Raw genomic sequence first — 25,783 nt, forward strand, 5'->3', positions numbered from 1 at the left:
TATTTATACCCTTATCATTGTCTGCAAATCAAGCTGACACCTAGCAGAAAACTTATTAGTTATTATAAATATTTTACCAAGTACACAAACCAGTAAACTCTTGAATCTTCCATAAAAGTCTTAAAAATTTCCCGTCTTCGTAGTAGTCTTCTAAAGGCACAGTGTAATTTCCATCTTGGTTGGTCCAAATTTTTTCATAGTAGGATTCGACTTCCTTGTAAAGGTCAGAATCTTTTGAAAGGCTTAATTCTAAGTCTGTTTCTAAGTTGTAGTTTTGTAGGTTTCTTCTAGTAAAGTTTGCTGACCCTAATATGATCCTAGGATCCTTGTCCTTATAAGAAAATATTGCCATTTTTGTATGAAACTGTTCGCCGTGAGTTTGATACCATCTAACTTGGATTTCAGGATTTTCATCAACTAACTGACTTAGGGCTGGCCTATTTGGTGCTCCGTTTTTTTCTAGGCCAAAGGCGTCCTTGTTTAAGTCTGCTATAATTCTAATTTCAACTCCTCTTTTAGAAGCATCTGCTAGTGACTTTAAAAGTTTTCTATCTGCAATATAGAAGATGCCAATATTAATCTGGTCACCTTCTTCTGCCTTTAAAATATTTTCTTCCAATGCGTCAAAAATTTTCTTTTCGCTTATGGCCCTAATTTTTATATTCTTATCTAAAACTTCTTCAGCCTTAAATGCTTGGATGTTTTCATATTTGTCTGCTACTAAGCCCAGTTCTGATTTAATTAAATCTTCCATAGCCTTTCCATAAAACTTCACTGCTACATTTGAGTGCTTAGAGCTAGGGTCGTGAGGGTTTGAAGATGAAACTAAGGCAGCTTCTTCTGTAATCAAAACCTTTCTGTGATTAGCTTTAAAGTTTAGCAGTCTTAAAAACGACCTGATTGAAAGTTTGGGACCTTGGGGATCAAAAATATTTTTTATAAAGCCTTTGTCGCTTTGGCCAAAATGTTTAATATAAAACCTATAAAGTCCTGAGTATAGTGGATTTGAATCTCTAATTGTATTTAAGTTTACAAGATTTACTTTAATGCCTTCAGTTTCTAGTCTCTTTAAGTGTTTTTGTTTGTACGATCCATAAAAGTTATTTAGTTCATCCGTTATAAAAACTATGTCAAGACTTGGATCTTCCTTGTGTTTTTTTATTAAGGCCTCGGTCATCTCTTCAACTTGATTAGCAAAATCCATCTTGCTCCTGTCGTATTCGTCATTGTATAAAAATAAGTCTAGGATAATAAATTCTTTTGCATTTGCTATTAGTTTTATCTGTTCTTTAAAAATACTTTGGTCTTTAACTAGCTGACCATCTTTCATATAGGTCAGGTCATGTAGAAAATCTACATTTTTTGCTGGATAAAATTCTCCATCTAAGTTTGAATTTTTATAGTTTTTAGTAAATAAACTATAAATAAAGGGAACTAGCAAAAGCAGGATAATAATATATCTAATTTTTATTTTCATTGTTGCCTCCAAATTTATAATAATCTTTTTAATCGACTTTAAATCATAAAAGATTTATTCTAATTTTATTATAGCATAAAATTTTTAAAATACTTAAGCACAATAAGATGCTCATGTAAAAAAGGATTAAATATTGGCTAGGCTGGCGGACGTTTTGATATAAGTCTAAAAGAGTGGCCATAAATTTAGATGACGCAAGGATTCCAGACAACTAAGGAAATCAGCCAATTGATGAGCCTATAAGATCTGTTGACAGCCCTTCTTATTTTTCGTCGCTACCTATTAAGGCCATTGTCGAAAATATAAAAAACAGTGGCATCACTGCCTCAATTTCAAATACGGCTGGCACTTTTGTCTGTAACCACATTATGTATCAAAACCTATATTTTATTGACAGTGAATTTCCAAATACCATAGGCGGCTTTATTCACATTCCATTTTTGCCAGACCAGGTTGTAACTAAGGCCAAAGAGCCATCAATGTCCCTAGCTCATATTACAAAGGCCTTGGAACTTGCTATAGAAACTCTTGTTGAATTTAAAGGCAAGGACGATATAAAAACTGTTGGCGGACAAATTCATTAATTCTTGCTACTAGGCTTTTAAGTAAAATTTAAAATCAAAGACATATAAAAAACTGCTAGAAGATTTTTCTCTCCTAACAGTTTTATTTTTAATTTTCTATGCCCTTTCTAGCAAGGACTCCATTTTTATAATAGTGTTTGACTTCTTTCATTTCTGTAACCAGGTCTGCAAAGTCTATTAATTTTTCTGATGCATTTATTCCAGTTAAGACTACTTCCATTCCTGGCTTTCTGTTTTCTAAAAGTTCCAGAAGCTCATCTTCATCAACTAAGTTCATCATTATGGCTATGCAAATTTCGTCTAAGATTACCAGGTCGTACTTGTCATCTTGTAAAATTTCTTTGACCTTAGAAAAACCTATATCAGCAAGGTCTTTGTCTTTTTGTTCTGCTTGACCTTTTATAAAATAGTCTCTGCCATATTGGTCGATGGTAATGTTAGAAAAGTGGTCGACTACTTTAAGCTCTGAATAGTCAAAGCCCTTTAAAAATTGACCAATATAAACATTCAAACCTGAACACGCTGCCCTAAGAGCTAGTCCTAAGGCTGCAGTAGTTTTGCCTTTGCCAGAGCCTGTATAAATTTGGACATATCCTTTTTCCATTTTATGCTCCTTAGTCTTCGCTTCCTTCTTGACTTTCTTCTACTACTTGATTTTCTTCTACTGCTTTATTTTCTTCTCCTATATTATTTTCTTCGCTTTCTTCTTCTACTTCAGTTTTACCTTCTAGTATGGCCATAAATTCTTCGCCAGTAATAGATTCTTTTACTAGTAGGTGTCTTGAAATTTCGTGAAGCTTGTCCATATTTTCTTTTAAAATATTAACTGCTTTTTCGTGTGCTCTTTCTACAAGAATTCTAACTTGTTCATCTACTAGTCTTGCAGTTTCGTTTGAGGCATTTGAAACTGTTTCGTTACCTAAATAAGGGTTTACCCTTGATTCAATATTTACAAAACCAATTTCGTCATTCATACCATATTGAGTAATCATGGCCCTGGCAATTCTAGTTGCCTGTTCAATGTCATTACTTGCTCCTGAAGTCCTTGTATTAAAGACTAGTTCTTCGGCTGCCCTTCCTCCTGTAAAGGTGACAATCTTATTAAAGGCATCGTCTTTAGTGTAAATATATTTTTCTTCTTCGTCAACTTGCATAGTATAGCCTAGGGCTCCAGAAGTTCTTGGTACAATAGTAATTTTTGTAACTGGAGCTGAGTGAGTTTGTTTGGCTGCAACTAAGGCATGGCCAACTTCGTGGTAGGCGATAATTTCCTTTTCCTTGGCTGATATAACAGCATTTTTCTTTTGATAGCCTGCTATTACAACCTCAACACTTTCAGCCAGGTCTTCAGTTTCAACTCTTTTTCTTCCGTGTTTAACTGCTCTTAAGGCTGCTTCGTTTACAATATTTGCAAGGTCTGCTCCACTTGTTCCTGCAGTTGACCTGGCAATAAAGTTTACATCTAAGTCTGGTGCATGGCGAACATTTTTAAGGTGAACCTTTAATATATCTTCCCTGCCTTTTAAATCTGGTAGATCAACAGGAATTCTTCTATCAAATCTACCTGGTCTTAGTAAGGCAGGGTCTAGGGATTCTGGTCTGTTTGTTGCTCCTAAAATTACAACTCCCTTGTTAGAATCAAAACCGTCCATTTCAGATAGTAGTTGGTTTAGAGTTTGTTCTCTTTCGTCATTGCCTGAAAATCCTGCCCCGTCTCTTTTCTTACCAATGGTATCAATTTCATCAATAAAAACTATACAAGGAGCTTTTTTGTTTGCTTCTTGAAAAAGATCTCTAACTTTAGCAGCTCCAAGGCCCACAAACATTTCAACGAAGTCTGATCCAGTTATGGAAAAGAATGGTACTTTTGCCTCGCCTGCAACTGCTCTAGCAAGTAAAGTCTTACCAGTTCCTGGAGGGCCTACTAAAAGAGCTCCCTTAGGAAGTTTAGCTCCAATGCTTGCATACTTTTCTGGTGAATGCAAAAAGTCTACAATTTCTGTCAAGGCTTCTTTGGCCTCATCTTGGCCTGCTACATCTTCAAAGGTTATGCCTTCAGTTGATTCAGCATAAATCTTGGCATTAGATTTCCCAAGATTCATTGCTCCTCCACCTGGTCCCATTTTTTTTAGAAATACCTTAGAGATAAACATCCAAAGTAAAACTATAAAGAGCATTTGAACACCAAAGCTTAAAAAGGCAGATAGAACTGGGTTCATTTTTTCTGAAACTCTTTTTATTTCAGCTCCGTTTTCATAAAGACGATTTACTAAATCTCTGTCTTCACCGTATTCAAATTTTTTAACAGTGTATATTTTATCGTCATCTTTTAATTTGTATTCTATTGATGTATCTAATACATTTACCTTTTCGATTTTCTTTTCTTCACTTTGGCTAATAAATTGGTCGTAGGTTTGTTCAACTATCTTTTCTTGAGCGAGCCTTGGTAGAAGAAAGAAATTTATTATTATCATAATTGCAACAACTATAACATAATAAGCTGTATTAGGTATTTTTTTCTTATTATTATTTTTCATAATATCCTCTTTCTAATTATCATTTTACATATGTAATCATACCCCTTTAACCTTAATAATAATCTAACAAAAGTAAAACAAAGGGCCTTTATTAAAGTTGATAAATTAAAAAAGTAGAGTACCAAAAAATTGATACTCTACCAGTTTATTTCTTATTTATTGTAATTAGCAATAGTCTTTTTAATTAATTCATCATCTGCTAGATATGGGATTGTAATATGGTCCTTACCTTCAGTGATTTCGTTGTATTCGATACAAGTAGCTATAGCATTTTCATTTCTAGCCCAAGATCTTCTAGCAACTCCACCCATAACGTCCCAAGGCATAGCTGTCTTGATGATGTCGTCAACTCTTTCAGATCCGTCTAATACTAAACCAAATCCTCCGTTAATTGACTTACCAATACCAACTCCTCCACCGTTGTGTAAAGCAATTAGAGACATACCTCTAGCTGCGTTACCAGCAAAGATTTGAGTAGCTTGGTCAGCCATTACATTAGAACCGTCCTTGATGTTAGATGTTTCTCTAAATGGAGAGTCAGTTCCACCTGTGTCGTGGTGGTCTCTACCTAACATAACTGGTCCAATTTCTCCCTCTCTAACAAGTCTGTTAAATTCAAGAGCAATGTCTCTTCTTCCAAGGGCATCTGAATAAAGAATTCTAGCTTGAGTTCCAACAACTAATTTGTTCTTTTCAGCATCTCTAATCCAAATCCAGTTGTCTCTGTCTTGGTATCTTCTGTCAGGGTCGATGATTTCCATAGCAGCCTTGTCAGTTCTTCTTAAGTCTTCTGGTTTGCCACTTAAGCATACCCATCTAAATGGTCCATATCCAAAGTCAAATAGTCTTGGTCCAAGAATGTCTTCTACATAAGAAGGCCAAATAAAGCCGTGTCTGTCGTCTACTCCGTTTACAGAAATTTCTTTTACTCCAGCATCAAAAACTGCCTTCATAAATGAGTTACCATAGTCGAAGAAGTAAGTTCCTCTTTCAGTTAATGTCTTAATTAAAGAGAAGTGTTCTTTAAGTGTTTCGTCAACTAACTTGTGGAATTTTTCTTTGTCTTCTGCAAGTAGTCTTGTTCTTTCTTCAAAAGTAATGTCTACTGGGCAGTATCCTCCAGTGTATGGTTCGTGACATGAAGTTTGGTCAGAAAGTAGTGGGATATTAATGTTTTCTTTAACAGCATATCTTAATAGGTCAAGAACATTTCCGTGATAAGCAATAGCTCTTGCTTCTTTCTTTTCAACATATTCAAAGGCCATCTTGAAAGCTTCTTCTGGGCTTTCTACTCTTTCGTCAACCCAACCTTGTTCATATCTAGTACCAATTCTTGAATCATCTACTTCAGCAATAATTGAAACTCCTCCAGCAATGTTACACGCCTTACCTTGAGCTCCACTCATTCCGCCTAGACCTGAAGTTACAAATAATACTCCAGCTAAGTTTCCATCATCAGGAATACCTAATTTTAATCTACCAGCGTTTAGTAAAGTGTTGTAGGTTCCGTGGACAATACCTTGAGGTCCTATATACATCCAGCCACCTGCAGTCATTTGACCATAGTTAGCAACTCCCATTGCTGCAGCTCTGTTAAAGTTTTCAAGGTCGTCATACATACCAATCATTAGTCCATTAGTAATTACTACTCTTGGAGATGATTTTTTTGAATTGAATAGTCCTACTGGGTGACCTGAATATAATACTAGTGTTTGGTCATCAGTAAGTTCTTGAAGGTATTTTTTAATAAGTCTGTATTGCATCCAGTTTTGACAAACAGAGCCAGTTTCTCCATAAGTTACAAGTTCGTATGGATAAAGGGCTATTTCAAATGAAAGGTTGTTGTCAATCATTACTTGGAAGGCCTTACCTTCAATACATTTTCCTTCGTATTCATCAATAGGCTTGCCATAAATTCTTTCATCTGGTCTGAATCTATATCCATAAATTCTTCCCCTAGTCATTAGCTCGTCATAAAATTCTGGAGCTAATTCTTCATGAAATTTTTCTGGAATATATCTAAGAGCATTTTTTAAAGCTATTTCAATTTCTTGGTCTGAAAGATCAGCTTCTCTTTTTGGTGCTCTTCTTATTCCTTGTTCAAACTCTGGATATTCTGGTAAAACATCGTCAAGTTTAATTTTCATTGCATTTGCAATTTGATCATTTGTAAACATTTGTCATCATCCTTTGCGATTAAATTTCTGTACGGTTAGCAATCGCAATATTGATTGTATCCTTATCGAAGAAGTCCATGTCGCTTCCGTAAGGAAGACCGTATGCTATCTTTGTTACTTTAATGCCCAGAGGCTTTAAAAGCTCTGATAAATATATTATCGAAGCTTGACCGCTAGCATTGGGGGTGAATGTTAAGATTATTTCTTCTACTTCGTTATCTCTTATTCTTTCAATAAGCTTTTTAATTTTTTCATCTCCATCTACAGATGAAATTATATCGCCATGAAGAACATGGTAAAGGCCCTTGTATTTTTTGCCTCTCTCTATAGCCATAACATCTTTAGGTTGTTCAACAACGCAAATTAGCTTTTTGTTTCTACTATCGTTAGAACAAATTTCACAAGGATCCTTGTCTGTAATATTGTTACAAATACTACAAAAACCTGAATTTTCTTTGGCCCTTGTTATAGAGTCAGTTAGGTCTTTGACCCTAGCTTCATCTAATTCAATAATATAATAAGCAAGCCTTTGGGCTGTCTTTTCACCTATGCCAGGCAATCTAGATAATTGATTAATTAAATTACCTATTGGATTTTCCATTTTTATAGACCTGGAATATTAAGTCCGCCAGTGAACTTAGACATTTCTTTAGATTGAAGGTCGTCTACTTCTTTCATAGCTGCATTCACACAAGCAATAATAAGATCGCGAAGCATGTCAATGTCATCTGGATCGACAATATCTTCATCTATAACTAGGTCAACTAATTGTTTTTGACCGTTCATTACAGCCTTTACAGCTCCACCACCTGCAGTGGTTTCAATGGTTTTTTGATTTAATTCATCTTGAGTCTTTTCCATTTCTCGCTGCATTTTTTCAAATTGCTTCATCATGTTGTTCATGTTAGGCATCTTGCCAAATCCTTTTGCCATATATCCTCCTAAAATATCTTAATATTTTCCTCGCCAACTAGCTTTGTTAAAGTATCAATGTCTTTATTTATAGAAGCTTCTTTTTCATCTTCTATAAATTTTGCATTAATCTTCACACTAGTATTATAGAACAAACTAAGAACCTTTTCAACAAGTTCTCGGTTATTATCTTTTAGTAATTTGTCCATATGGAAATCATATTCCTTATGAAAACCAAAGGTAACTGTGTTATCTACACAATCGCTAATAGTTGCCTCAACAATAAATGCGTGGACCATTGGCTTTTCTTTTTTTATTTCTATTAAAATATCCTTCCAGTCCGAAATGATTCTCTCTTTAGTAAGTTTTGTGTCAGCAGGGCTTGAAGATGGTTTTTTAGAACTTTCTTCTAAGTCTAAAGATTTTTCTTCTGTCTGACTTGGACTAGTTTTTTTTGTTTCAATTTTTTTATTTTCTTTTTCTAAATTATCTTTTACATCAGCAGTTTTAACTTGAGTTTTTTCTTTTCTAGGAGTTTCTGGTCTCTCTTCTCTTGTAAAAACTTCAGACTTAAAATTTACCAGCTGAAAGACTTCTAAAAGAGTTATTTCCAAAAAAGCCCTTTGTTGTTGGGAGTATTTTATTTCATTAAGCTGGTTAATTAACTTTTCCATGGCCTGCAAAATTTTTTCTAAGGAAAGTTTTTTACTTTGATTAAGATAGGCTTCTACATTAGATCTAATTAGTCTGTCTGCTGACTCAGGCGAAACCTTAGCTAGCATTAGATTTCTAAAGTGGTCTAAAATATCCTTAGCAAGTTGTTCTGTGTCCTTGCCTTGTAAAAGGGCTTGGTCAATCTCCTCAATAAGACTTGCTGCATCGTTTTCAATAATTGAGTCTACAATTTTTATAATGTTAGACTTGTCTACAATGCCTAGTAGATTTATTGCGTAGTCATAAGTTATCTGGTCCCTGCCAGAAGAAACTAATTGCTCCAGTATTGACTGAGCGTCTCTCATTGATCCGTCTGCTGCATTTATTACTAGATTATAGGAATCATCGTCTATGGTTACTCCCTCTTTTTTTGCAATAGATTTTAAGGCCAAAAACATTTCATTTGTGTCTATGCGCTTAAATTGAAATTTTTGGCATCTTGATAAAATTGTAAGTGGAATTCTATCTGGCTCAGTGGTTGCAAGTATAAAAACCAAATGGTCTGGAGGCTCTTCTAAAATTTTTAAAAGTGCATTAAAGGCTCCCTTACTTAGCATGTGGACCTCGTCTATTATATAGACCTTGTACTTTAGTGATGTTGGCTGATAAAAGGCCCTGTCTTTTAAATCTCTAATATTATCAACGCCGTTGTTAGAAGCTGCGTCAATTTCTATAATGTCTATTGAAGATTCATCTAAACTTTCTAAGCAGTTTTCACACTTATTGCAAGGTTTGTTATCTGGGTCTAAACAGTTTATGGCTCTGGCAAATATTTTTGCACAAGAAGTCTTTCCTGTTCCCCTTGTTCCTGAAAACAAATAAGCATGAGAAATTGTATTAGTTTGTATTTGATTTTGTAAAATTTTTGTTATATGGTCTTGACCTATTAAGTCTTCGAAAGTCTTAGGTCGATATTTTCTATAAATTGCCTTATACATAAATACCTCCATTCTTATTATAACATTAAAAATAAAAATAGGACTGTACATTTAGTACAATCCCATTTCAAAAATTTTTTATTTTTTTAATCTAATAGTAAAGGTTGACCCCTTACCAAGCTCACTTTTTAAAATAATATCTCCATCTAAAATTCTCACAATGTGTTTTACTATAGATAGGCCTAGGCCTGATGAGTCCTTTTTGTTGTGGCTTTTGTCTACAGTATAAAATCTTTCAAAAATCCTAGCCTGGTCTTCTTTGGAAATTCCTAGACCTGTATCTGAAAAGATTAAAAAAATATTTTTTAAGTCGTCTTTAATTTCAAGGCTAAGGTTTCCATTTTCCTTATTATATTTTATTCCATTGTCATAGAGATTTGTTATAAGCTCAGTAATTAAGCCCTTGTTAGTATTTATAAAAAGGCTATCTGGTCCTATAAAGTTTGTGTTTACTTTATTGGCTTGGGCCTTTGTTTCTAAGTTTTCTGTAATCTTTTTAGCTAGAGGAATTAGATCGATATTATCTTTTTCCAAAGCAGTTTTTTCTTCGTCTAACTTTGAAATTTTTATTATATCTTCTATCATACTTAGTAGGTGTTTGCCTTCTTCGTAAATTATTCCAGCAAACTTTTTTGTATCTTCTTCTTTAACTAATCCTGCCATTAACATTTCTGCATAGCCGTTAATAGAAGTAAGAGGAGTTTTTAGCTCATGGGATACATTGGCAGAGAACTCGCTTCTTTGAATTTCAAGTAATTTTTCTTTAGTCTCATCTACTAATAAAATTACATAGCCAATTTCTCTGTCGTTTTGCTCTACCTTTGAAAATAAGAGGTTTAAAATTTTTCCATCTTGGTGGATTTCGTAGGAAAAGCTTCCATCGTCTTCGCCTAAGGCAGCTAGTATTTTTTCTTTTAAAGACCTATCTCTAAAAATATCAAAAAAGTACAGGCCCTTAAAGTCTAAGTCGTTTTTAGAAACTTGGGAAAAGTTTATTGCAGCCTGGTTTATAGAAAGAATTTTTAAGTCCTGGTCTAAAAGAATCATTCCCTCTTCCATTTTTGAAATTATTGAATCTATTGTAGAAGACTGCTCTTCTAACTTTTCAATTTTTCTGTCAATGTCCTTAGCTTGGTCTTCTATTATTCTAAGTAGAGGATAGATTTCCTTGTACTTAGGATCTAAATTTATTTCATTTTTACCCGCCATCATAGCTTCATCTTCAATTACAGAAACTAAGTTGTCTATATTTTTCTCTGTTGCATAATAGGAAAAAAAATAACCTATAGCTAAAATAATTAATAGATATGGTAGGCTTTCAGAAAAGTTTTTGAATAAATTATTGGTTTTAGTTAAAGTAAGCAGATAAGTTTCTTCACTTAAATTTGTCGCCAATAAATAATAGCTTTCTTTGTTTATCTTACTATATAAATTTGTAGGCTCTTTTTTTTCCAAAAAATCTTCATATTTTTCTAAGTGCAAGTCCTTGTCAATACTTTTTAAAATGTTCTCTAAGTCTTCTTGGCTATTTATTATAAAAAATTTAGAATTTTTGTTTTTGCTCAAATCTTTTAATATAGCATCTCTTTCATCTAGGTCTACGTCCTCTATTAAAGACATGGTATAGGTTCTTAGGTCTTTGTTGACTTGGATTTCTCTTTGGTAATTAATTTTATAAAAGTTGAAAAAAAAGACTGTAAAGCTTAAAAATATTCCTAGTAGCAAAAGCACTACTAGGGTTTTCATCATTTGTTTCTTCACCTTTAGTCACCGATTTTATAGCCAATATTTCTCACTGTGTGAATATACTTGGCCCAAGATCCTAGTTTATTTCTAAGAGTTGCTATGTGAACATCAACTGTTCTAGTTTCCCCTTGGAAGTCATAACCCCAAACTTTAGAAATAATTGTTTCTCTGTCTAAGACCAGGCCCTTGTTTTTTAGCATATACAAAAGTAGTTCAAACTCCTTGTAGGTAAGTTCTATAGGCTTACCTTCTAAGTCTATTTCTCTTTTGTTTTCATCTAGGGACAAGCCATTGTACTTATAAATACTTGTGTTAGATTCACTTTTAGACCTTCTCAGTAAGGCCTTGACTCTAGAAACTAATTCTAAAACAGAAAATGGCTTAGTAATATAGTCATCTGCTCCTTGGTCTAGGCCCTTAACCCTATCAAGTTCAGCTGACTTTGCAGTTAAAAGTATTACAGGCAGGTCTGTAGTTTTCTTATCATCTCTTAGATCTTTGAGAATAGAAATTCCATCTTGGCCAGGGAGCATAATATCTAAAATTAATAATTCAACCTGGTCTTCTAAAAGATTTTCCTTTAAATTTTTCCCTGATTCAAAGGCTTTAACATTAAAGTCATAGGACTCTAGGGTATATTTTACAAGCTCTCTTATATTCTCGTCATCTTCTACTATATAGATCATACTAACTCCTACTAATTTAAGTCTCTGTGCTTGCCAGTTTCTACATAGACAACCCACTCAGCAATATTAGCTGCATGGTCACCAATTCTTTCTAAATACTTGCCAACTTGAATTAAATCGACAAATTGGTCAGCATAGGTCGAATCCTCTTTAATGGCATTGACACAGTTGTTTCTCACCTTTAAAAAACATTCGTCTATTAAATCATCTCTTTGTTGAATTTTTAAAGCTAGGTCTAAGTCGCCAACTACATAAGAATCAATGGCAATTTTTAGCATATCTCTTACTTCCCTAAACATTGTAGAAAGAACTACAAGTTGTATTTTATAAGGCTTGTCTTCCATTTTTAAAATTAAGGCTGAAATGTCTTGGGTTTGGTCACCGATTCTCTCTAAGTCAGTAATTATTTTTAAGGCAGCTGTAAGTTTTCTAAGGTCAGTTGCTACAGGTTGTTGCCTAATAATAATTCTACTTACAAGGTCTTCAATGTCCTTTTCCATATCATCTACAAGAGGATCTCTTTTATAAATTTCACTGGCCAAGTCCTTGTCTTTGTTTACCAAGGCACTTTCTAAGTCTTTAAGTGAGTTTTCTACAAAAGAACACATGTCTACAATTTTTTCGTGAAGCTCTGTCATTTGCTTATCAAATTTTTTTCTCATAAGCCACCTTCCTTTTAACCAAATCTTCCTGTAACATATCTTTCTGTTTCTTCGTTTTTAGGTGTATTAAATATCTGATCAGTTTCTCCAAACTCTAATACCTTACCTTGTAAGAAAAAGGCTGTCTTGTCTGAAACTCTCGCTGCTTGTTGCATATTGTGAGTTACCATAACAATAGTGTACTTTTCCTTTAGTTCACTAACTAGGTCTTCTATTTTCATTGTAGAAATTGGGTCAAGAGCCGAAGTTGGTTCGTCCATTAGTAGGACTTCTGGCTCAACTGCCAAGGCTCTAGCTATACAAATTCTTTGTTGTTGGCCACCTGATAGGGATTTTGCATTTCTATTTAACTTGTCTTTAACTTCATCCCAAATAGCTGCATTTTTTAAAGATCTTTCTACAATTTCTTCTAAATCTTTTTTTGATTTTATACCATGGGTTCTAGGTCCGTAGGCAATGTTATCAAAGATAGACATTGGAAATGGATTTGGATTTTGAAAAACCATGCCAACATTTTTTCTTAAAAGGTTTACGTCATATGATGGCTTATAAATATCTACTCCATCAATTTTAACTGTTCCATTTATTTTACAATTTTCAACTAGGTCGTTCATTCTATTTAGGGTCTTAATAAAAGTTGATTTCCCACAACCTGATGGCCCTATAAAAGCTGTAACTTCATTGGCTTTTATATCCATATCAACTGAATATAAGGCCTGAAAGTCGCCATAGAACAAGTCTAGGTCTCTTACTTCAATTTTACTCATTTTTTTACTCCTGTCAATTTATTAGATAAATACACTGATAGTTGGTTTAAGATTATTACTAGAACAAGAAGTATTACTCCTGTTGCATAGGCCTGGTTAACATGGAAGCCTTCGTTTGATAAGACATACATGTGTAAGGCCAGAGTTCTTCCAGATGAAAAAATACTATTTGGCATTTTTGTTGTTGAACCTAGGGTGTATAGTAAAGCTGCAGTTTCTCCAACAATTCTTCCTATGGCTAGAATTATACCAGCAACAATACCTGGCATAGCAGTTGGAAGAACAACTTTAAATATAGTTCTAAGCTTCCCTGCTCCAAGGGCAAATGATCCGTTTCTAAGATCTTGGTCTACAGATAGTAGAGCCTCTTCTGTTGACCTAATTATTAGTGGCAAAATCATTATAGCCACAGTTAGGACACCAGACAAAATCGAATAGGAAAAGTTCAGCCTGTTTACAAAAAACAACATACCAAATAAACCATAAATAATAGATGGAATTGCCGACAGAGTTTCAGCAGAAAGCCTAATTAAATCTACTAACTTGCTTCCCTTATTTGCATATTCAACTAAGTAAAATCCAGTAAAGACTCCAAGAGGACCAGAAATTAATATAGCTAAGAATACAAGAATAAGTGTAGTTATAATTGAAGACATCATAGATACATTTTCTGTTGTATAATTCCAAGCAAATAAATCTAAGTTTATATGTCTAATTCCATTTGAAATAATATGAAATATCAAATACAAAAGTACAAAAAACGTTAAAAAGCAGGCAAGTTTAGTGAAAAAAGAAAAAACTATTGATCCAAAATCTTTTTTTGATTTAGATTTTTTATTCATTGGCCATACCTCTTTTCTTTACAGCAAACAAGGCAGCGTTAATTATTAAAATAAATACAAATAAAACCAAACCTGAGGCAATTAGGGCTTCCCTATGTTGGCCTTGGGCATAGGCCATGTCTGTTACAACATTTGTAGTCAAGGTTCTTATACCCTTTAATGGATTAAAGGTAATTCTAGGTTGGCCGCCTGCAACGAGAATAACTGCCATTGTCTCTCCAATTGCCCTGCCTATACCTAATACAACTGATGCAAAAATCCCTGACTTTGCTGCAGGAATAACTACCTTATAAATTGATCTCTCTTCAGTGGCACCTAAGGCCAAGGATCCATTATAATAACTTTCTGGCACTGCCCTAATTGCGGATTCAGAAAGAGAAATTATTGTAGGTAAAATCATAATTGCAAGTAAAATTCCTGCTGCTAGTATGCTTGTTCCCTTACCAGAAAGGTTGTCTCTAATTAGGGGAACAATTACAACTAAGGCAAAGAATCCATATACAATAGAAGGAATTCCAGCCATTAAATTTAGGGCAGGTTTTAAAAATTTATAAAGTTTTTTATTGCAAGATTTAGCCAAATATGCTGCAGTCAACACTCCAATAGGAATACCAATTACACAGGCTATTAGTGTTATATAAACTGTTCCCCAAATCATTGGCAAAATTCCAAATTGTGGATTTGAAGAAGTTGGTTTCCATTTTGTTCCTAATAAAAAATTTCCTAGGCCATAATCTTTTATAAAAGGAAGTCCGCCTTGAAAAATAAAAAAACAAATTAATATTATTGACAAAACAGAAATTAAGGCAGAGATTAAAAAAACATATTTCATTAATGACTCTAAAAAATATTTTTTCTTCATAAGTTCTCCAATCTTAAAGATAAAGCCCAAGGATTTTAATCCTCAGGCTTTTAAAGAATACTATCTTACTTTTCAAGGTCTGACCAAGTTAGTATTTCGCCAACGTAAATATTCTTAATTTGTTCAAGACTTAAATCGTCAAGTGGGTTTTCATTATTTACGATTACAGCAATTCCGTCCATGGCAATGGCTTGTGAAGTTAAGGCTTCAGCTTCTTCGCCTTTTAGTTCTCTAGATGCCATACCTATATTTGCTGATCCTTCCATAGCAGAAGTCATTCCTGCAGATGAACCAGTTGATTGAATTTCTATAGATACGCCTGGGTTTAATCCTTCATAAGCTTCTACTAGAGCTTCCATTAAAGGTGTAACAGAAGTTGAACCTGCTACAGTAATAGTTCCTTCAAGGTTTGCTGGTGTATAAGCTTCTCCATTTTCTAGTCCAACATAGCCTTGGTCGTTAATAATTTGTTGGCCTTCTGGGCTGGCAATAAATACTAATAAGTCTTTGCCAATGTCTCCAATAACATCTTCTTTCCAAGCAAGGTTAAATGGTCTTGCAAGTTCATAGGTCTTATCTTTAACACCTTCAGCAGTAGCTGCTACTCCGTTTACTTTAAGGGCCTTAACTGTATCGTTTAAAGAACCAAGAGAAATATAACCAAGACCATTTGGGTCTCCTGCTACAGCTGTCATAACTCCATTTGTAGAGTTTTGGATCATAGCTTCTTCAGAAGTTTGGTCAACTTTTTCTCCGTCAACTTTTCCTTCTACACCTGTAATTTCAATAAAGGCTCCTCTTGTTCCAGATCCGTCTTCTCTTGAAACTAGTGTAATTTCAGCTGAAGTATCAAAATCTCCAGTAGCTTCTGGTGTTTCTTCTGCTTCTTTTTCTTCTACTTTAGCACTTTCTTCTGTTTGTGCTGGTGTTTCTTTTTCTCCAGTACTTTCATTAGCTTTGTCACCACAGGCTACTAGGCCTACTAGTAAAAGCATTACCATAAATACTGATGCAATTTTTCTTAAGTTCATTAATGTTCCTCCTAGAAATTAATTATTTGTTTTAACAATATCTAGGATAGTCTAATTTTATTAGGTCTTTATATTTCTATTGTAAAGTTCATGTAAAGTTTTACAAATTCCCCTTGAGTTGGGCTTCTTCTGCATACTCGCTTAAAGCTGCTAGAGTCTCATTTACAAGCTCTTCTAAATCCATATTTAACATTTGCGCCCCATTTTCAATAATACTTCTATCAACACCTGCCGCAAATTTTTTGTCCTTGTATTTCTTTTTAAAAGACTTGTAGCTAAGATCTAAAACAGACTTAGATGGTCTCATTAAACAAGTAGCATTTATAAGGCCAGTTAGTTCATCAGTTGCATATAGGATTTTTTCCATTTGGCTCTCAGGCCTTACATCAGTTCTCATTCCATAACCGTGGGCCATAATTGCCCTGATATAATCTTCTGGATAAGAATTTTCTCTCAAGATTTCTTCTGTCTTTTGGCAGTGAAGGTCTGGATACATTTCATAGTCCAGATCATGTAAAAATCCAATTATGGACCACTTCTCTTCATCTTCCCCATATTTCTTTGCAAAGTATCTCAAAGTTACTTCAACTTGTTTGGCGTGCCTATAAAGACTTTCAGACTTGTTGTATTTTAAAAATAAGTCTTCAGCGTCTTGTCTACTTGGTATATAAGTCATAAGTTTCCCTCCTAATTTATTCTTACTACTATCATAACATTTTAGGAGAAAATATGATATTATAAGAATGATATTACTAATTGGAGGTATTTATGAAATTTAAATTTAACGACGATCAAGCTTTTCAAGTAAAATTTGCTTTTACAAATTCTGAAAAAGAATACGCAGAATTTTTTAAAGGCGAAAAGGGAGAAATCCTTCCAGTTCTTTGCCAAAACCTAATTTTAGTAGGTCTAGGTAGCAAAGAAGACCTTGACTATCTTTCACTAAGACTTGCAGCTAACAAATTAGGAAAATATATTGCTGACAAAGACTGTAAGGCCATAACTCTTAACTTAAAAGAAAGTCCAGAAATCGACAAAGATGAATGTATCTTAGCTTTAGTTGAAGGACTTTTCCTAAGTTCCTATAATTTCGACTTCTACAAGACAGAAAAATGCGACTTTAACTTAGAAACAGTTAATATAAACTCAAATACAAATAACTTAGACCAAGTTGAAGAACTAGTAAATGTCCTAGAAGCCCAAACTATAGCTAGAGACCTAGTAAATAAAAGATCAAATGACATCTATCCAGAAAGTCTTGCTAACTACACCAAAGAAGAATTAGAAAAACTTGGAGTAAATGTAAAGGTATATAATAAGGAAGAAATTGAAAAGATGAACCTAAAAGCCTTTATGGAAGTTGCAAAAGGTTCGGACAAGGAACCTAAGTTTATAGTAATGGAATACCTAAATGGAGGAGACGAAAAACCTCTAGTCCTAGTTGGTAAAGGCCTAACCTATGACGCTGGAGGATACTCATTAAAACCAAGTAACGGAATGAAGACTATGAACTCAGACATGGGCGGATCAGCAACAGTAATTGGAGCCATGGCTGCCATAGCTAAAAACCAAGTAAAGACAAATGTAGTTGCCATAGTTGCTGCCTGCGAAAACCTAGTATCAGGCAGAGCCTATAAACCAGGAGATGTTATCTCTTCTCTAGCCGGAAAGACAATTGAAGTTGACAACACTGACGCAGAAGGAAGACTAACTCTTGCTGATGCAGTTTGCTACGGATCAACAAAATACCAACCAAGACTTCTAATTGACCTTGCGACATTAACAGGTGCCTGCCTTGTTGCCCTAGGCGAAAGATTTTCAGGTGTAATTACAAACTCAGAAGAATCCTTTGCTGACCTACAAGAAGCAGCTGATAAGGCTCACGAAAAAATTTGGATGCTACCAAATGACGACGCCTTTAAAGAATTAAACAAATCAAAAGTTGCCGACATTAAAAACTCAGGCGGCAGACTTGGTGGAACAATAACAGCTGGCCAATTTGTTGGCGAATTTGTCAAAGAAGGAACCAACTGGATCCACATGGACATAGCAGGAACAGCCTATCTATCATCTAGCTACGACTGCTTTGACGAAGGAGCAACAGGAGTTCATGTAAAAACTCTTTACAAGCTAGCAAAAAAATATTCTAAATAAAAATTAGAATTGAAATTAGAAAACCCTTAGAAAGATTTTTCTTCCTAAGGGTTTTTGTTTTTATTGAAATTCTTAAACGATAAATAAATTGTCTAAGAAAAAATAATAATCTTAAAACTAATCTTCATCATCCATTAATTTTACTGATTTTAAATTAAAGTCTTCTTTTAACTTCTTAAAAAATCCACTTATATTATAATTTTTATGAAAGGAAAAGCTAGCTTCAACCATAAACTTATCATCTAAATCTTCATCAAGAATATCAATTTTTCTTAGCTCTACTCCTTCTTTTGATATAAAGTTTAAAAAAGTCTCTTGGTCAAAATCAGAACTAGCAAATACCATAGAATAAGATTTTGTAGTTCTCTTATTGATAAAGTCGCTAACTCCTTTAAGTGAAATTAAAGTTATTAGACAAACTACAGTTGCAATTATTGCTCCTTCATAATAACCAATTCCAACTGCAAGTCCAATTGCTGCAGATAACCACAAGGTTGCAGCAGTAGTAAGACCTGAAACTCCTTCCTTTCTTTGTAGTATAGTTCCAGCTCCTAAAAAACCTATACCACTAACAACTTGGCCTGCAAGTCTTGCTGTGTCTCTAGCCTTGTCAGTAGAAATTTCTCCTATGCCATCTATTCCTATAAGCATAATTAAACAAGCACCGACACTTACTATAATATGAGTTCTAAAACCGGCCGCCCTGTTTTTTATTTCTCTTTCTACGCCAATAATGGCCACTAAAAGAGCTGCTAAAAATAATCTAAGTCCAACAATAAATATATCCATACTTTCCCTCCTTTTATGTTGATACCCAATAACTCCTTTTAATAAGTTACTTTCTTTAATCTTTAGTCTAAAAAACTTTTTCTTATGATATACTTAAGCTGGTGATTAAATGAATAAGAAAAATAAAAATCTAAAAATAATTATCGTCCTTTTATTATATGTTATTGGCAGCTACTTTTATAATGACTATTATATGCCAAGAGATCTTAGTAAAATATATCTAAAAGACTTAGAACCTAAAGAATTTAATCTAACAAGTAAAGACTATGTAGAAGATTTCCTCTATGCCTATGGGGTTCTAAGGGACAATTATCCTTACTTTGAAATTAACAAACAAGTTCATGGTGTAGACTGGTTAGCCAACAAGGACCAATATGCAGACTACATTTCTAGGTCATTGAATGATAATGACTTTTTCGATAGGATGAATAGAATCCTAGGAGAAATCAATAATGGCCACACTAATATGTTAACTAGAGATTTTGTTATAGATGTCTATACAATATATTATACGTCTCCAAAAAATAGTTGGAGACATAATCTATCAAAAGTCCTTGAAAAAGAAAATGTCCGCAGAAGATATAATCTCAATAATGAAAGCCTTAAAGCCTATGTCAATAGATATTATTCTAAAGAAGAACCAGAATCTAATCTTCAAACAAATAATAATTTAAAAATAAGAAGTATTATTGATAATGAACTTGCCTATATTGGAATAAAAAGTTTTGCGAATACCAATATTAACTTTGACAGAGATCTAATAAAAGAGGCCTTAATTGACTTTCAAGATTATAGCAATTTAATTATTGATATTAGAGGCAATGGCGGTGGCAACACTGATTATTGGATGTATCTTTTATTACAAAATATTGTAGCTGAACCCTACCATGTAATGAATTATGACTTTATGAAAAATGGGTCAGTAAATAAACTAGTGATTAATAAGGGCCATTATAATTCCAATGTTTCAAAATTTTTAGAATCTTCTTCCTTTGATCAGGAAACTAAAAATATATTAAAAGACTTTGATTTTTATTGTTCAGGTACTCTTCCTGTCTATCCTGCTGATGATTCAATTAATTATCAAGGGAAAATTTATCTTTTAGTTGATGAAAGAGTATATTCTTCTGCTGAAGCCTTTGCCAGCTTTTGTAAGGAGTCAGGCCTTGCAACCTTAGTTGGAACTAGAACTGGTGGAGATGGGATAGGTTTTGACCCTTTAATATTTGACCTACCAAATACAGGCTATGCTATAAGATATTCTGCTAATATGGGCGTAACAGAATCAGGATCCATAAACGAAAGAGACCAAACTACTCCTGACATTGAAGTTGAGTATGCAGGTCGCGAAGTAAACTTACCCTTCCGCGAACAAAAAACTATTCGCGCCGTAATGGAAGACGCAGGATTAGAATTTTAAAAATTAAAAAGCAAAACCCTCTTTACTGAAAAGTCAGCAAGAGGGTTGTTTTTATTTTTCTATATAGTCTTTAATGTTGACTCTTATATTTTCTTTTCTAGATACTTCTGAAGCAAAACACATTAGATGGCTCATTATTGATTCTTGGGCCCCAGTTTTTACTGCTTCTTTATCACCTTTTATGGCGGCTATAAAGGCCTTTATTAGTTCTTCATCTCCTCCACCGTGGGAGCCGTTTACTTTTACTTTTTTATAAATGGTCTTTTTATCAGATCCAAAGAGATTAACTTCAATTTCTCCATCAAGATCATCCCCAATTATTTCGCCCTTGGTCCCTTGGATTTTTATATTCCTGTGAATTTCATTTGAAAAAGCTGACAAATTAAAAACTGCGCTAATATCATTTTCAAAGTCAATTGAAATAGCTTGGTGGTCACAGACGTCGTTGTCGCACTTCCAAACACACCTGCCGAAAGGTCCCTCTCTCAAGGCTTTTTCTAGTCCAAGTTCAGTTTTGTCTTCTGTAACAACTAATCTCCAACCAGAAAGAGGAAGATTTCCATAAAACTTTGGAGCTGAATAGATGCAAGTCTCTTTAAACTTACAGTCTAAGCACCTGTCCGCTGCCCCCTTAGGCTGTCTGGCTTCTTTAAAATAAGAAAGGCTGCCGTAGGAATTTATTGATTTTGGCCGAGAGCCTGTTAGGTATAATAAAATATCCATGTCGTGGCAGGATTTTTGTAAAATCAAAGGCGATGATCTTTTTTCATTTCCCCAATTGCCTCTGACAAAGGAATGGGCAAAATGATAGTAGCCAATGTTTTCGTTGTGGACTATGGACATTATGTCTCCAATTTCTCCTGAGTCTAAAATTTCTTTAAGATTTCTATAAAACGGTGCATACCTTAGGACATAGCACATCATAAGTACGTTCTTAGACCCAGCTGCTTTTTTAGAAATATTTATAGCCTCTTCTTTGGTCTGACAAATTGGTTTTTCTAATAAGATGTCCAGGTCATAGTCTAAGGCTTTCATTACAGTTTCGTAGTGGTCCTTGTCAGGTGTTGCTATAATTAAGGCATTGCAAAATTGTTCTTTGTCTAGCTTTTTAAAAAAGTCTTCCTTATTTTCAAATAAATATTCATTGTCTAAATTATATTCTTCCCTGGCTACTGCAAGTTTTATTGGGTCGGTGTCACAAACTCCGCTAATCTGGCAGCCAAATTTTTTCATTAAAGTTCCATAGGTCTGTCTGCCCCTGTGGCCAGCACCTATTATTCCTACTTTTATCATTTTATCATCTTCTCTTTTCTATTTTCTATCTTGTGCTTACTTTATAAGTGATTTTTACTTTGAAATTAAATTCTCATCATAAAAGTCTAGAAACTTTTTAAAGAGTTTAAGGTCTAAAGCATTGGCCCATTTTTGTCTATCTAAATTTTTTTCAATAAAGTCTGCCTTGTCTTTTTTAAATTTTTCTTTATTTTCTTCGGCTTGATAATCATATGGAAGTGTCTCAGCCCATTTTTCTATTGTTTGATCCAGCTCATCTTTGTAAGTGTTATTAGGGTCTACAAAGAAATTATTATGGCCCCTGTCTTCAAAGTGCATAAAGGTAAACCTTGGATTGTCCTTATATTTTTCATAGAACAAGTTGTAGCCATAGGAGATGGGGATCATTTGGTCGTCTTCGCTGTGGGCAAGTAAAACTTTCGCATTACTTGATTCAAAACCGTCTATAGACGTGTTACTAGCATATCTTCCAAATTTTATCCTTTCATGAAGCTTTACAAAGGGCATCATGGTATAAATAAAATCACCTGCTTCTTTTTTTCCTACAGCTTCAAAATAATCTGAAGACTTATTGGCCCCACAACAGGCAATAACTGCCTTCACCTCAGGGTGGTAGCTTAGTACACTAGAAACACTATAAGCTCCCCAACTGTGGCCGAACAGGCCTATAGGTAAAGCTGGGAAGTTTCCACTATCTTCAACAAAAGATATGGCATAGTCTAAATCAATTAGTCCTTGAGGAAAGCCGCCTACTCCTTCACCTTGGCTCTCATCGTTGCCAGTTGCATCATAGGCAAAGACATAGTAGCCATTTTGGGCAAAATAATTTATGATGTCCAAATACGAATTATAACCGCCGCCAAAGCCGTGGGCTAAAATTATGATTCCCTTTTGGTCATCTCCTGCCTTATACATAGCGCCTGATAGGATTTGACCTTTGTCTGATGGAAACTCATAGCTTGTAGCTTCTAGTCCTTCAAAGTCAGAAACTTTTAGCATTAGTGGCTTATAAGTTTCATAGCGCTGATTAATATTCTGGTCATATATAGATGCTGAAAATAATCCAAAGCCTCCTACTAATAAAACAAGTATAAGTATGGCAACAGTTAGTATTATTTTTTTCTTTGGTTTTTTCATTTTCACTTTAACTTCTCCCTTAATTTAATAAAGTTACATTTCTTTTAATTTTTAAATTCCAAAACTTTTTGGAGAAATTTCTATTCCTAACATTTTTGCAAACTGTATTCCAAACTTTACAAAATTATAAGAAACTGAAGTAATAATTTTATCTTCTAAAATATATCCATCTTCTATAGGATTTTCTATACATTCATTCCAGTCTTTCATCTTAACTAATTCAGCTTCTAAAAATCCTTCTTCTAAAAGATCTTCTTTGTTTACTCCAGCCATAAATGATTTTCCATTTAGTATGCTTGCTTTAACTAACAAAATTGGAGCAATTGATATAGCACCAATTATTTTTCCATTAAATTTTTTTATAAATTCTATTATTTCTTGATCTTCTACAGCAGATTCTATATCTGCTGCACCTGGCAGTAATAAACTATCAAACTCAGCAATATCTATATCATAAATAGCTTTATCAGGAAATATTTTTAGGCCTTCTTCACTTACTACAACTTCAGTATCCTTTGCAAATACAACAATTTCTCTATTGTTAAGAGCTAAAATTTCAAGTGTGACGCTTATTTCAAAGTTGCAAAAAGAATCATAAATTAGTACAGCAGTTTTACTCATTATTCCTCCAATTATCTTATAAAATATTTTCTTGCATTATCATTATTTCTAAATCATTTTCCTTTTTAAAATTGAAATCATTTCACAATGGCTGGTTCTTGGGAATTGATTTTGCATTTTTGTTTCAACTATTTCATAACCTTCTTCTTTAAAGATTTTTAAATCTCTTAGCATGGTCTTTGGGTTGCAGGAAATGTAGAGAAATTCTTTTGGTCTAAAGGCGATTATTTTTCCTAGGGCCTTTGGGTGGATGCCTTCTCTTGGTGGGTCTACAACTATTATGTCTGCATCTACTTGAAGCTCATCAACTTTTTCTAAGACGTCGCCTGCAATAAATTCTACGTTTTCTATGCCATTTTCTGCAGCTGATTTTTTTGCAGACTCAACGGCTTCTTCTACTAGTTCTATGCCATAGACTTTTTTTGCTTTTTTTCCTAGGATTTGAGTTATTGTTCCTGTTCCTGAGTAAAGGTCAAAAATTATTTTATCTTCAATGTCTTCTAACATGCCTATGGCTTCTTTATAAAGAACTTCGGCGCTTTTTGTATTTGTTTGAAAAAATGAAAATGGGCCGATTTTAAATTTTAAGCCTGCAAGTTCTTCTATTATATAGTCTCTGCCAAAAAGTTTTTCGACCTTTTCTGGAATTATTGCATCAGAAAGAGCATCGTTATAGGTTAAGTAAATTGATTTTACCTCCCCTTCTAGGTCTAAGTTTAAAAGAAAGTCTACAAAAGCTTCTTTTGAAATTTTCGTATCTGATGTGACAACTAGGTTTAATAATATTTCTCCTAGGTCTGACCTTCTTATTACTAAGTGTCTAAGATTTCCCTCTCTTGTTTTTTTGTGGAGGTAGTCAAGGCCTAAAGCTGCAAAGTAGTCTCTTATAGATTTTTGTAAGATGTTAAAGTCTTCATGGACTATTAGGCAGGATTCTGTGTTTACTATGTCATAAAATCTATTTTTCTTGTGCATGCCTAAAGTCAATGGTCCGTCTTTGTACTCGTCGCCAAAGCTATATTCCATTTTGTTTCTATAAGATGTATAAGTTGGACTGTCTATGACTTTTGAAATTTCAATGCCTTCTTTATTAAAAAGGTTTTGAATTTGCTTTTGCTTGTATTTTATTTCGTTTTCTTGGGTCAAGGACTGGTAGACGCAGCCGCCACACTTGTCCTTGTGAACACAACCTGTCTGGTCTTCTAAGGGCGAATTTTCAACCACCCTGTAAAGTTTTCCGTCTCTGTGGTCTGGTCGTTTTCGTCCCAGGGTATACTCTACTACTTGTCCTTCTATTGCTCCCTTTATATGAATTTCTTCGTCTCCTTCTTCCCAATGGCCTATGCCAATGTTTGGGTAAGTTGTCGAAAGAATTTTTGTCGTCTTTAATTTTTTGGCCATTATTAACCTCTCTTTTTCTTTTTGTCTTATTTATTTTATCATATAAGCTTATAAGTTTTTAGTTTTTGTTTGGCTAATTGATATTTTTTCTTATTACAACTTTCACTTAATTTTTTCTTGTTTTATGGTATAATTGTATACATTATAGAAAAGAGGTATATTTTTTGTGAAAAAATTTATTTTATTTTTGGCCTTGGCTTTGACATTAGTTTTTCCAAATATGTCCTATGCCAATGACCAAGTAGAAAGTTCTAAGGAAAGTGAAGATGTTAAAACAAGTGAGATTGAAACAGTAGAAGAAGTTCAGCCTCCTAAATACACTACTGACTCAAAGGCTAGACCTGTTCCTATTTTAATGTTTCACGATGTTGGCTATGTTGGAGTCAAAGAATATTCTGATGCTAACTTTATTTTCAAAGACAACTTAGAGAGAAAGCTAAATATTTTAATTGACAATGGCTATACTACTATTACAACTAAGGACCTATATGATAATTGGGCCTATGGCAAAGAACTTCCTGAAAAGCCAGTTCTACTTACCTTTGATGATGGTTATGCATCTCATTTTACTTTTGTAAAAAATCTTTTGACTCGTCTAAAAGTTAAGGCAACTTTTTATATAATTCAAGACAGGCTAGAAATGGGAATTTATAGTAGAGACCTTTATGGCCTAAAAGAACTATATGAAAGCGGCCAAGAAATTGGCGTTCACACTTATTCTCATCCTGACCTTACTAAACTTTCCTATGAAGAAATGTATAAAGAAATTTCTTCTTGTAAGGACTTTTTAGAAAGTGAATTAGATATTAAGGTTGATACTTTTTCCTATCCTTTTGGAATTTATAATGACGAAGTTATAAAGGCTGTAAAAGAACTAGGTTTTAAAACTGCAGTCACTACTAAAGAAGGCCTAGGCAGACCTGACCAATTTAATGCTGACAATGTTTTAAAAATTTCAAGATATAATATTTATAATTCAACATCTGATCAAATGTTTCAAAAGATGTTAGATGGTTTGAAATAATTTTATAAC

Annotated in this window: 24 protein-coding genes; 4 read left to right on the top strand and 20 right to left on the bottom strand. The window is 33.9% G+C overall.

Translation table 11 applies throughout. The features are described 5' to 3' along the window. Positions 1-73 precede the first annotated feature (73 nt). Positions 74-1,477 (bottom strand): phospholipase D-like domain-containing protein, encoded by a 1,404-nt coding sequence (locus tag BN2667_RS05250; RefSeq protein WP_054252282.1) that lies wholly within the window; start codon positions 1,475-1,477, stop codon positions 74-76. 239 nt (positions 1,478-1,716) lie between these two features. On the opposite strand from BN2667_RS05250, the gene BN2667_RS09520 reads away from it, so the two are divergent. Beyond that, complete coding sequence (locus tag BN2667_RS09520) at positions 1,717-2,061, top strand: pyroglutamyl-peptidase I family protein (RefSeq protein ID WP_341436727.1); 345 nt, start codon at positions 1,717-1,719, stop codon at positions 2,059-2,061. A gap of 88 nt (positions 2,062-2,149) precedes the next feature. Here BN2667_RS09520 and BN2667_RS05260 read toward each other — a convergent pair whose 3' ends face one another. The 14 genes from BN2667_RS05260 to BN2667_RS05325 form a co-directional block, all read right to left on the bottom strand. After that, positions 2,150-2,665, bottom strand: a complete 516-nt coding sequence (locus BN2667_RS05260) for a cob(I)yrinic acid a,c-diamide adenosyltransferase (protein WP_054252284.1) — start codon at positions 2,663-2,665, stop codon at positions 2,150-2,152. A gap of 10 nt (positions 2,666-2,675) precedes the next feature. Then, on the bottom strand, positions 2,676-4,598 hold the full coding sequence (gene ftsH, locus BN2667_RS05265) for an ATP-dependent zinc metalloprotease FtsH (protein ID WP_054252285.1): 1,923 nt from the start codon (positions 4,596-4,598) through the stop codon (positions 2,676-2,678). 152 nt (positions 4,599-4,750) lie between these two features. Beyond that, positions 4,751-6,775, bottom strand: a complete 2,025-nt coding sequence (locus tag BN2667_RS05270; RefSeq protein ID WP_054252286.1) for a urocanate hydratase — start codon at positions 6,773-6,775, stop codon at positions 4,751-4,753. Between the two features lie 19 nt (positions 6,776-6,794). Next, on the bottom strand, positions 6,795-7,376 hold the full coding sequence (gene recR / locus BN2667_RS05275) for a recombination mediator RecR (protein WP_054252287.1): 582 nt from the start codon (positions 7,374-7,376) through the stop codon (positions 6,795-6,797). A gap of 2 nt (positions 7,377-7,378) precedes the next feature. Next, the gene (locus tag BN2667_RS05280) at positions 7,379-7,708 is read right to left on the bottom strand and encodes a YbaB/EbfC family nucleoid-associated protein (RefSeq protein ID WP_054252288.1); all 330 of its coding nucleotides are present in this window, start codon (positions 7,706-7,708) and stop codon (positions 7,379-7,381) included. 8 nt (positions 7,709-7,716) lie between these two features. Next, a complete protein-coding gene (gene dnaX, locus BN2667_RS05285) occupies positions 7,717-9,339 on the bottom strand; it encodes a DNA polymerase III subunit gamma/tau (protein WP_054252289.1) in 1,623 nt (540 codons plus the stop codon). 78 nt (positions 9,340-9,417) lie between these two features. After that, positions 9,418-11,100, bottom strand: coding sequence for a sensor histidine kinase (locus BN2667_RS05290; RefSeq protein ID WP_154865159.1), 1,683 nt, complete (start codon positions 11,098-11,100; stop codon positions 9,418-9,420). 2 nt (positions 11,101-11,102) lie between these two features. After that, positions 11,103-11,771 carry a response regulator transcription factor gene (locus BN2667_RS05295; protein ID WP_054252291.1) on the bottom strand — a complete coding sequence of 223 codons (669 nt, stop codon included), beginning with the start codon at positions 11,769-11,771 and terminating at the stop codon, positions 11,103-11,105. A gap of 11 nt (positions 11,772-11,782) precedes the next feature. Further along, positions 11,783-12,433, bottom strand: a complete 651-nt coding sequence (gene phoU, locus BN2667_RS05300; RefSeq protein ID WP_054252292.1) for a phosphate signaling complex protein PhoU — start codon at positions 12,431-12,433, stop codon at positions 11,783-11,785. A 14-nt stretch (positions 12,434-12,447) separates the two neighbouring features. Beyond that, positions 12,448-13,200: a phosphate ABC transporter ATP-binding protein PstB gene (gene pstB / locus BN2667_RS05305; protein WP_054252293.1), complete on the bottom strand. Its 753-nt coding sequence runs from the start codon at positions 13,198-13,200 to the stop codon at positions 12,448-12,450. After that, positions 13,197-14,042, bottom strand: coding sequence for a phosphate ABC transporter permease PstA (pstA, locus tag BN2667_RS05310; RefSeq protein ID WP_082380203.1), 846 nt, complete (start codon positions 14,040-14,042; stop codon positions 13,197-13,199). The genes pstB and pstA overlap by 4 nt, the downstream gene beginning before the upstream one ends. Beyond that, the gene (pstC, locus tag BN2667_RS05315; protein WP_054252294.1) at positions 14,035-14,904 is read right to left on the bottom strand and encodes a phosphate ABC transporter permease subunit PstC; all 870 of its coding nucleotides are present in this window, start codon (positions 14,902-14,904) and stop codon (positions 14,035-14,037) included. Before pstC ends, pstA begins: the two co-directional genes overlap by 8 nt. Before the next feature lie 65 nt (positions 14,905-14,969). Then, positions 14,970-15,935 (bottom strand): substrate-binding domain-containing protein, encoded by a 966-nt coding sequence (locus BN2667_RS05320; RefSeq protein ID WP_054252295.1) that lies wholly within the window; start codon positions 15,933-15,935, stop codon positions 14,970-14,972. A 100-nt stretch (positions 15,936-16,035) separates the two neighbouring features. Further along, on the bottom strand, positions 16,036-16,611 hold the full coding sequence (locus BN2667_RS05325) for an HD domain-containing protein (protein ID WP_054252296.1): 576 nt from the start codon (positions 16,609-16,611) through the stop codon (positions 16,036-16,038). Positions 16,612-16,703: 92 nt separating this feature from the next. Between BN2667_RS05325 and BN2667_RS05330 the strand changes: the two genes are divergently transcribed. Continuing rightward, on the top strand, positions 16,704-18,089 hold the full coding sequence (locus BN2667_RS05330; protein ID WP_054252297.1) for a leucyl aminopeptidase: 1,386 nt from the start codon (positions 16,704-16,706) through the stop codon (positions 18,087-18,089). 117 nt (positions 18,090-18,206) lie between these two features. Here BN2667_RS05330 and BN2667_RS05335 read toward each other — a convergent pair whose 3' ends face one another. Continuing rightward, the gene (locus BN2667_RS05335) at positions 18,207-18,878 is read right to left on the bottom strand and encodes an MgtC/SapB family protein (RefSeq protein ID WP_054252298.1); all 672 of its coding nucleotides are present in this window, start codon (positions 18,876-18,878) and stop codon (positions 18,207-18,209) included. A gap of 109 nt (positions 18,879-18,987) precedes the next feature. On the opposite strand from BN2667_RS05335, the gene BN2667_RS05340 reads away from it, so the two are divergent. Continuing rightward, positions 18,988-20,298 (top strand): S41 family peptidase, encoded by a 1,311-nt coding sequence (locus BN2667_RS05340; protein WP_054252299.1) that lies wholly within the window; start codon positions 18,988-18,990, stop codon positions 20,296-20,298. A 51-nt stretch (positions 20,299-20,349) separates the two neighbouring features. Here the strand turns inward: BN2667_RS05340 and BN2667_RS05345 are convergent, their stop codons facing one another. The 4 genes from BN2667_RS05345 to rlmD are packed head-to-tail and all read right to left on the bottom strand — an operon-like array spanning position 20,350 to position 24,750. Next, complete coding sequence (locus BN2667_RS05345; RefSeq protein WP_054252300.1) at positions 20,350-21,591, bottom strand: Gfo/Idh/MocA family protein; 1,242 nt, start codon at positions 21,589-21,591, stop codon at positions 20,350-20,352. A 54-nt stretch (positions 21,592-21,645) separates the two neighbouring features. Then, positions 21,646-22,728 (bottom strand): alpha/beta hydrolase, encoded by a 1,083-nt coding sequence (locus tag BN2667_RS05350; protein WP_054253002.1) that lies wholly within the window; start codon positions 22,726-22,728, stop codon positions 21,646-21,648. Between the two features lie 51 nt (positions 22,729-22,779). Continuing rightward, positions 22,780-23,349, bottom strand: a complete 570-nt coding sequence (locus tag BN2667_RS05355; RefSeq protein WP_054252301.1) for a DJ-1/PfpI family protein — start codon at positions 23,347-23,349, stop codon at positions 22,780-22,782. Positions 23,350-23,397: 48 nt separating this feature from the next. Then, positions 23,398-24,750, bottom strand: a complete 1,353-nt coding sequence (gene rlmD / locus BN2667_RS05360; RefSeq protein WP_054252302.1) for a 23S rRNA (uracil(1939)-C(5))-methyltransferase RlmD — start codon at positions 24,748-24,750, stop codon at positions 23,398-23,400. Between the two features lie 166 nt (positions 24,751-24,916). Between rlmD and BN2667_RS05365 the strand changes: the two genes are divergently transcribed. Next, the gene (locus tag BN2667_RS05365) at positions 24,917-25,774 is read left to right on the top strand and encodes a polysaccharide deacetylase family protein (RefSeq protein WP_054252303.1); all 858 of its coding nucleotides are present in this window, start codon (positions 24,917-24,919) and stop codon (positions 25,772-25,774) included. Positions 25,775-25,783: the final 9 nt, after the last annotated feature.

Origin of the sequence: Neofamilia massiliensis, from assembly GCF_001299475.1 — a bacterium.
Classification (GTDB): domain Bacteria; phylum Bacillota; class Clostridia; order Tissierellales; family Peptoniphilaceae; genus Neofamilia; species Neofamilia massiliensis.

Coding starts and splice junctions, on each gene's coding strand:
- BN2667_RS05330 (WP_054252297.1), top strand. CDS start 16,704: ATGAAATTTAAATTTAACGACGATCAAGCTTTTCAAGTAAAATTTGCT.
- BN2667_RS05295 (WP_054252291.1), bottom strand. CDS start 11,771: ATGATCTATATAGTAGAAGATGACGAGAATATAAGAGAGCTTGTAAAA.
- pstA (WP_082380203.1), bottom strand. CDS start 14,042: ATGAATAAAAAATCTAAATCAAAAAAAGATTTTGGATCAATAGTTTTT.
- BN2667_RS05355 (WP_054252301.1), bottom strand. CDS start 23,349: ATGAGTAAAACTGCTGTACTAATTTATGATTCTTTTTGCAACTTTGAA.
- pstC (WP_054252294.1), bottom strand. CDS start 14,904: ATGAAGAAAAAATATTTTTTAGAGTCATTAATGAAATATGTTTTTTTA.
- BN2667_RS05325 (WP_054252296.1), bottom strand. CDS start 16,611: ATGACTTATATACCAAGTAGACAAGACGCTGAAGACTTATTTTTAAAA.
- pstB (WP_054252293.1), bottom strand. CDS start 13,200: ATGAGTAAAATTGAAGTAAGAGACCTAGACTTGTTCTATGGCGACTTT.
- ftsH (WP_054252285.1), bottom strand. CDS start 4,598: ATGAAAAATAATAATAAGAAAAAAATACCTAATACAGCTTATTATGTT.
- rlmD (WP_054252302.1), bottom strand. CDS start 24,750: ATGGCCAAAAAATTAAAGACGACAAAAATTCTTTCGACAACTTACCCA.
- BN2667_RS05270 (WP_054252286.1), bottom strand. CDS start 6,775: ATGTTTACAAATGATCAAATTGCAAATGCAATGAAAATTAAACTTGAC.
- BN2667_RS05340 (WP_054252299.1), top strand. CDS start 18,988: ATGAATAAGAAAAATAAAAATCTAAAAATAATTATCGTCCTTTTATTA.
- BN2667_RS05260 (WP_054252284.1), bottom strand. CDS start 2,665: ATGGAAAAAGGATATGTCCAAATTTATACAGGCTCTGGCAAAGGCAAA.
- BN2667_RS05350 (WP_054253002.1), bottom strand. CDS start 22,728: ATGAAAAAACCAAAGAAAAAAATAATACTAACTGTTGCCATACTTATA.
- BN2667_RS05345 (WP_054252300.1), bottom strand. CDS start 21,591: ATGATAAAAGTAGGAATAATAGGTGCTGGCCACAGGGGCAGACAGACC.
- recR (WP_054252287.1), bottom strand. CDS start 7,376: ATGGAAAATCCAATAGGTAATTTAATTAATCAATTATCTAGATTGCCT.
- phoU (WP_054252292.1), bottom strand. CDS start 12,433: ATGAGAAAAAAATTTGATAAGCAAATGACAGAGCTTCACGAAAAAATT.
- BN2667_RS05280 (WP_054252288.1), bottom strand. CDS start 7,708: ATGGCAAAAGGATTTGGCAAGATGCCTAACATGAACAACATGATGAAG.
- BN2667_RS05320 (WP_054252295.1), bottom strand. CDS start 15,935: ATGAACTTAAGAAAAATTGCATCAGTATTTATGGTAATGCTTTTACTA.
- BN2667_RS05335 (WP_054252298.1), bottom strand. CDS start 18,878: ATGGATATATTTATTGTTGGACTTAGATTATTTTTAGCAGCTCTTTTA.
- dnaX (WP_054252289.1), bottom strand. CDS start 9,339: ATGTATAAGGCAATTTATAGAAAATATCGACCTAAGACTTTCGAAGAC.
- BN2667_RS05250 (WP_054252282.1), bottom strand. CDS start 1,477: ATGAAAATAAAAATTAGATATATTATTATCCTGCTTTTGCTAGTTCCC.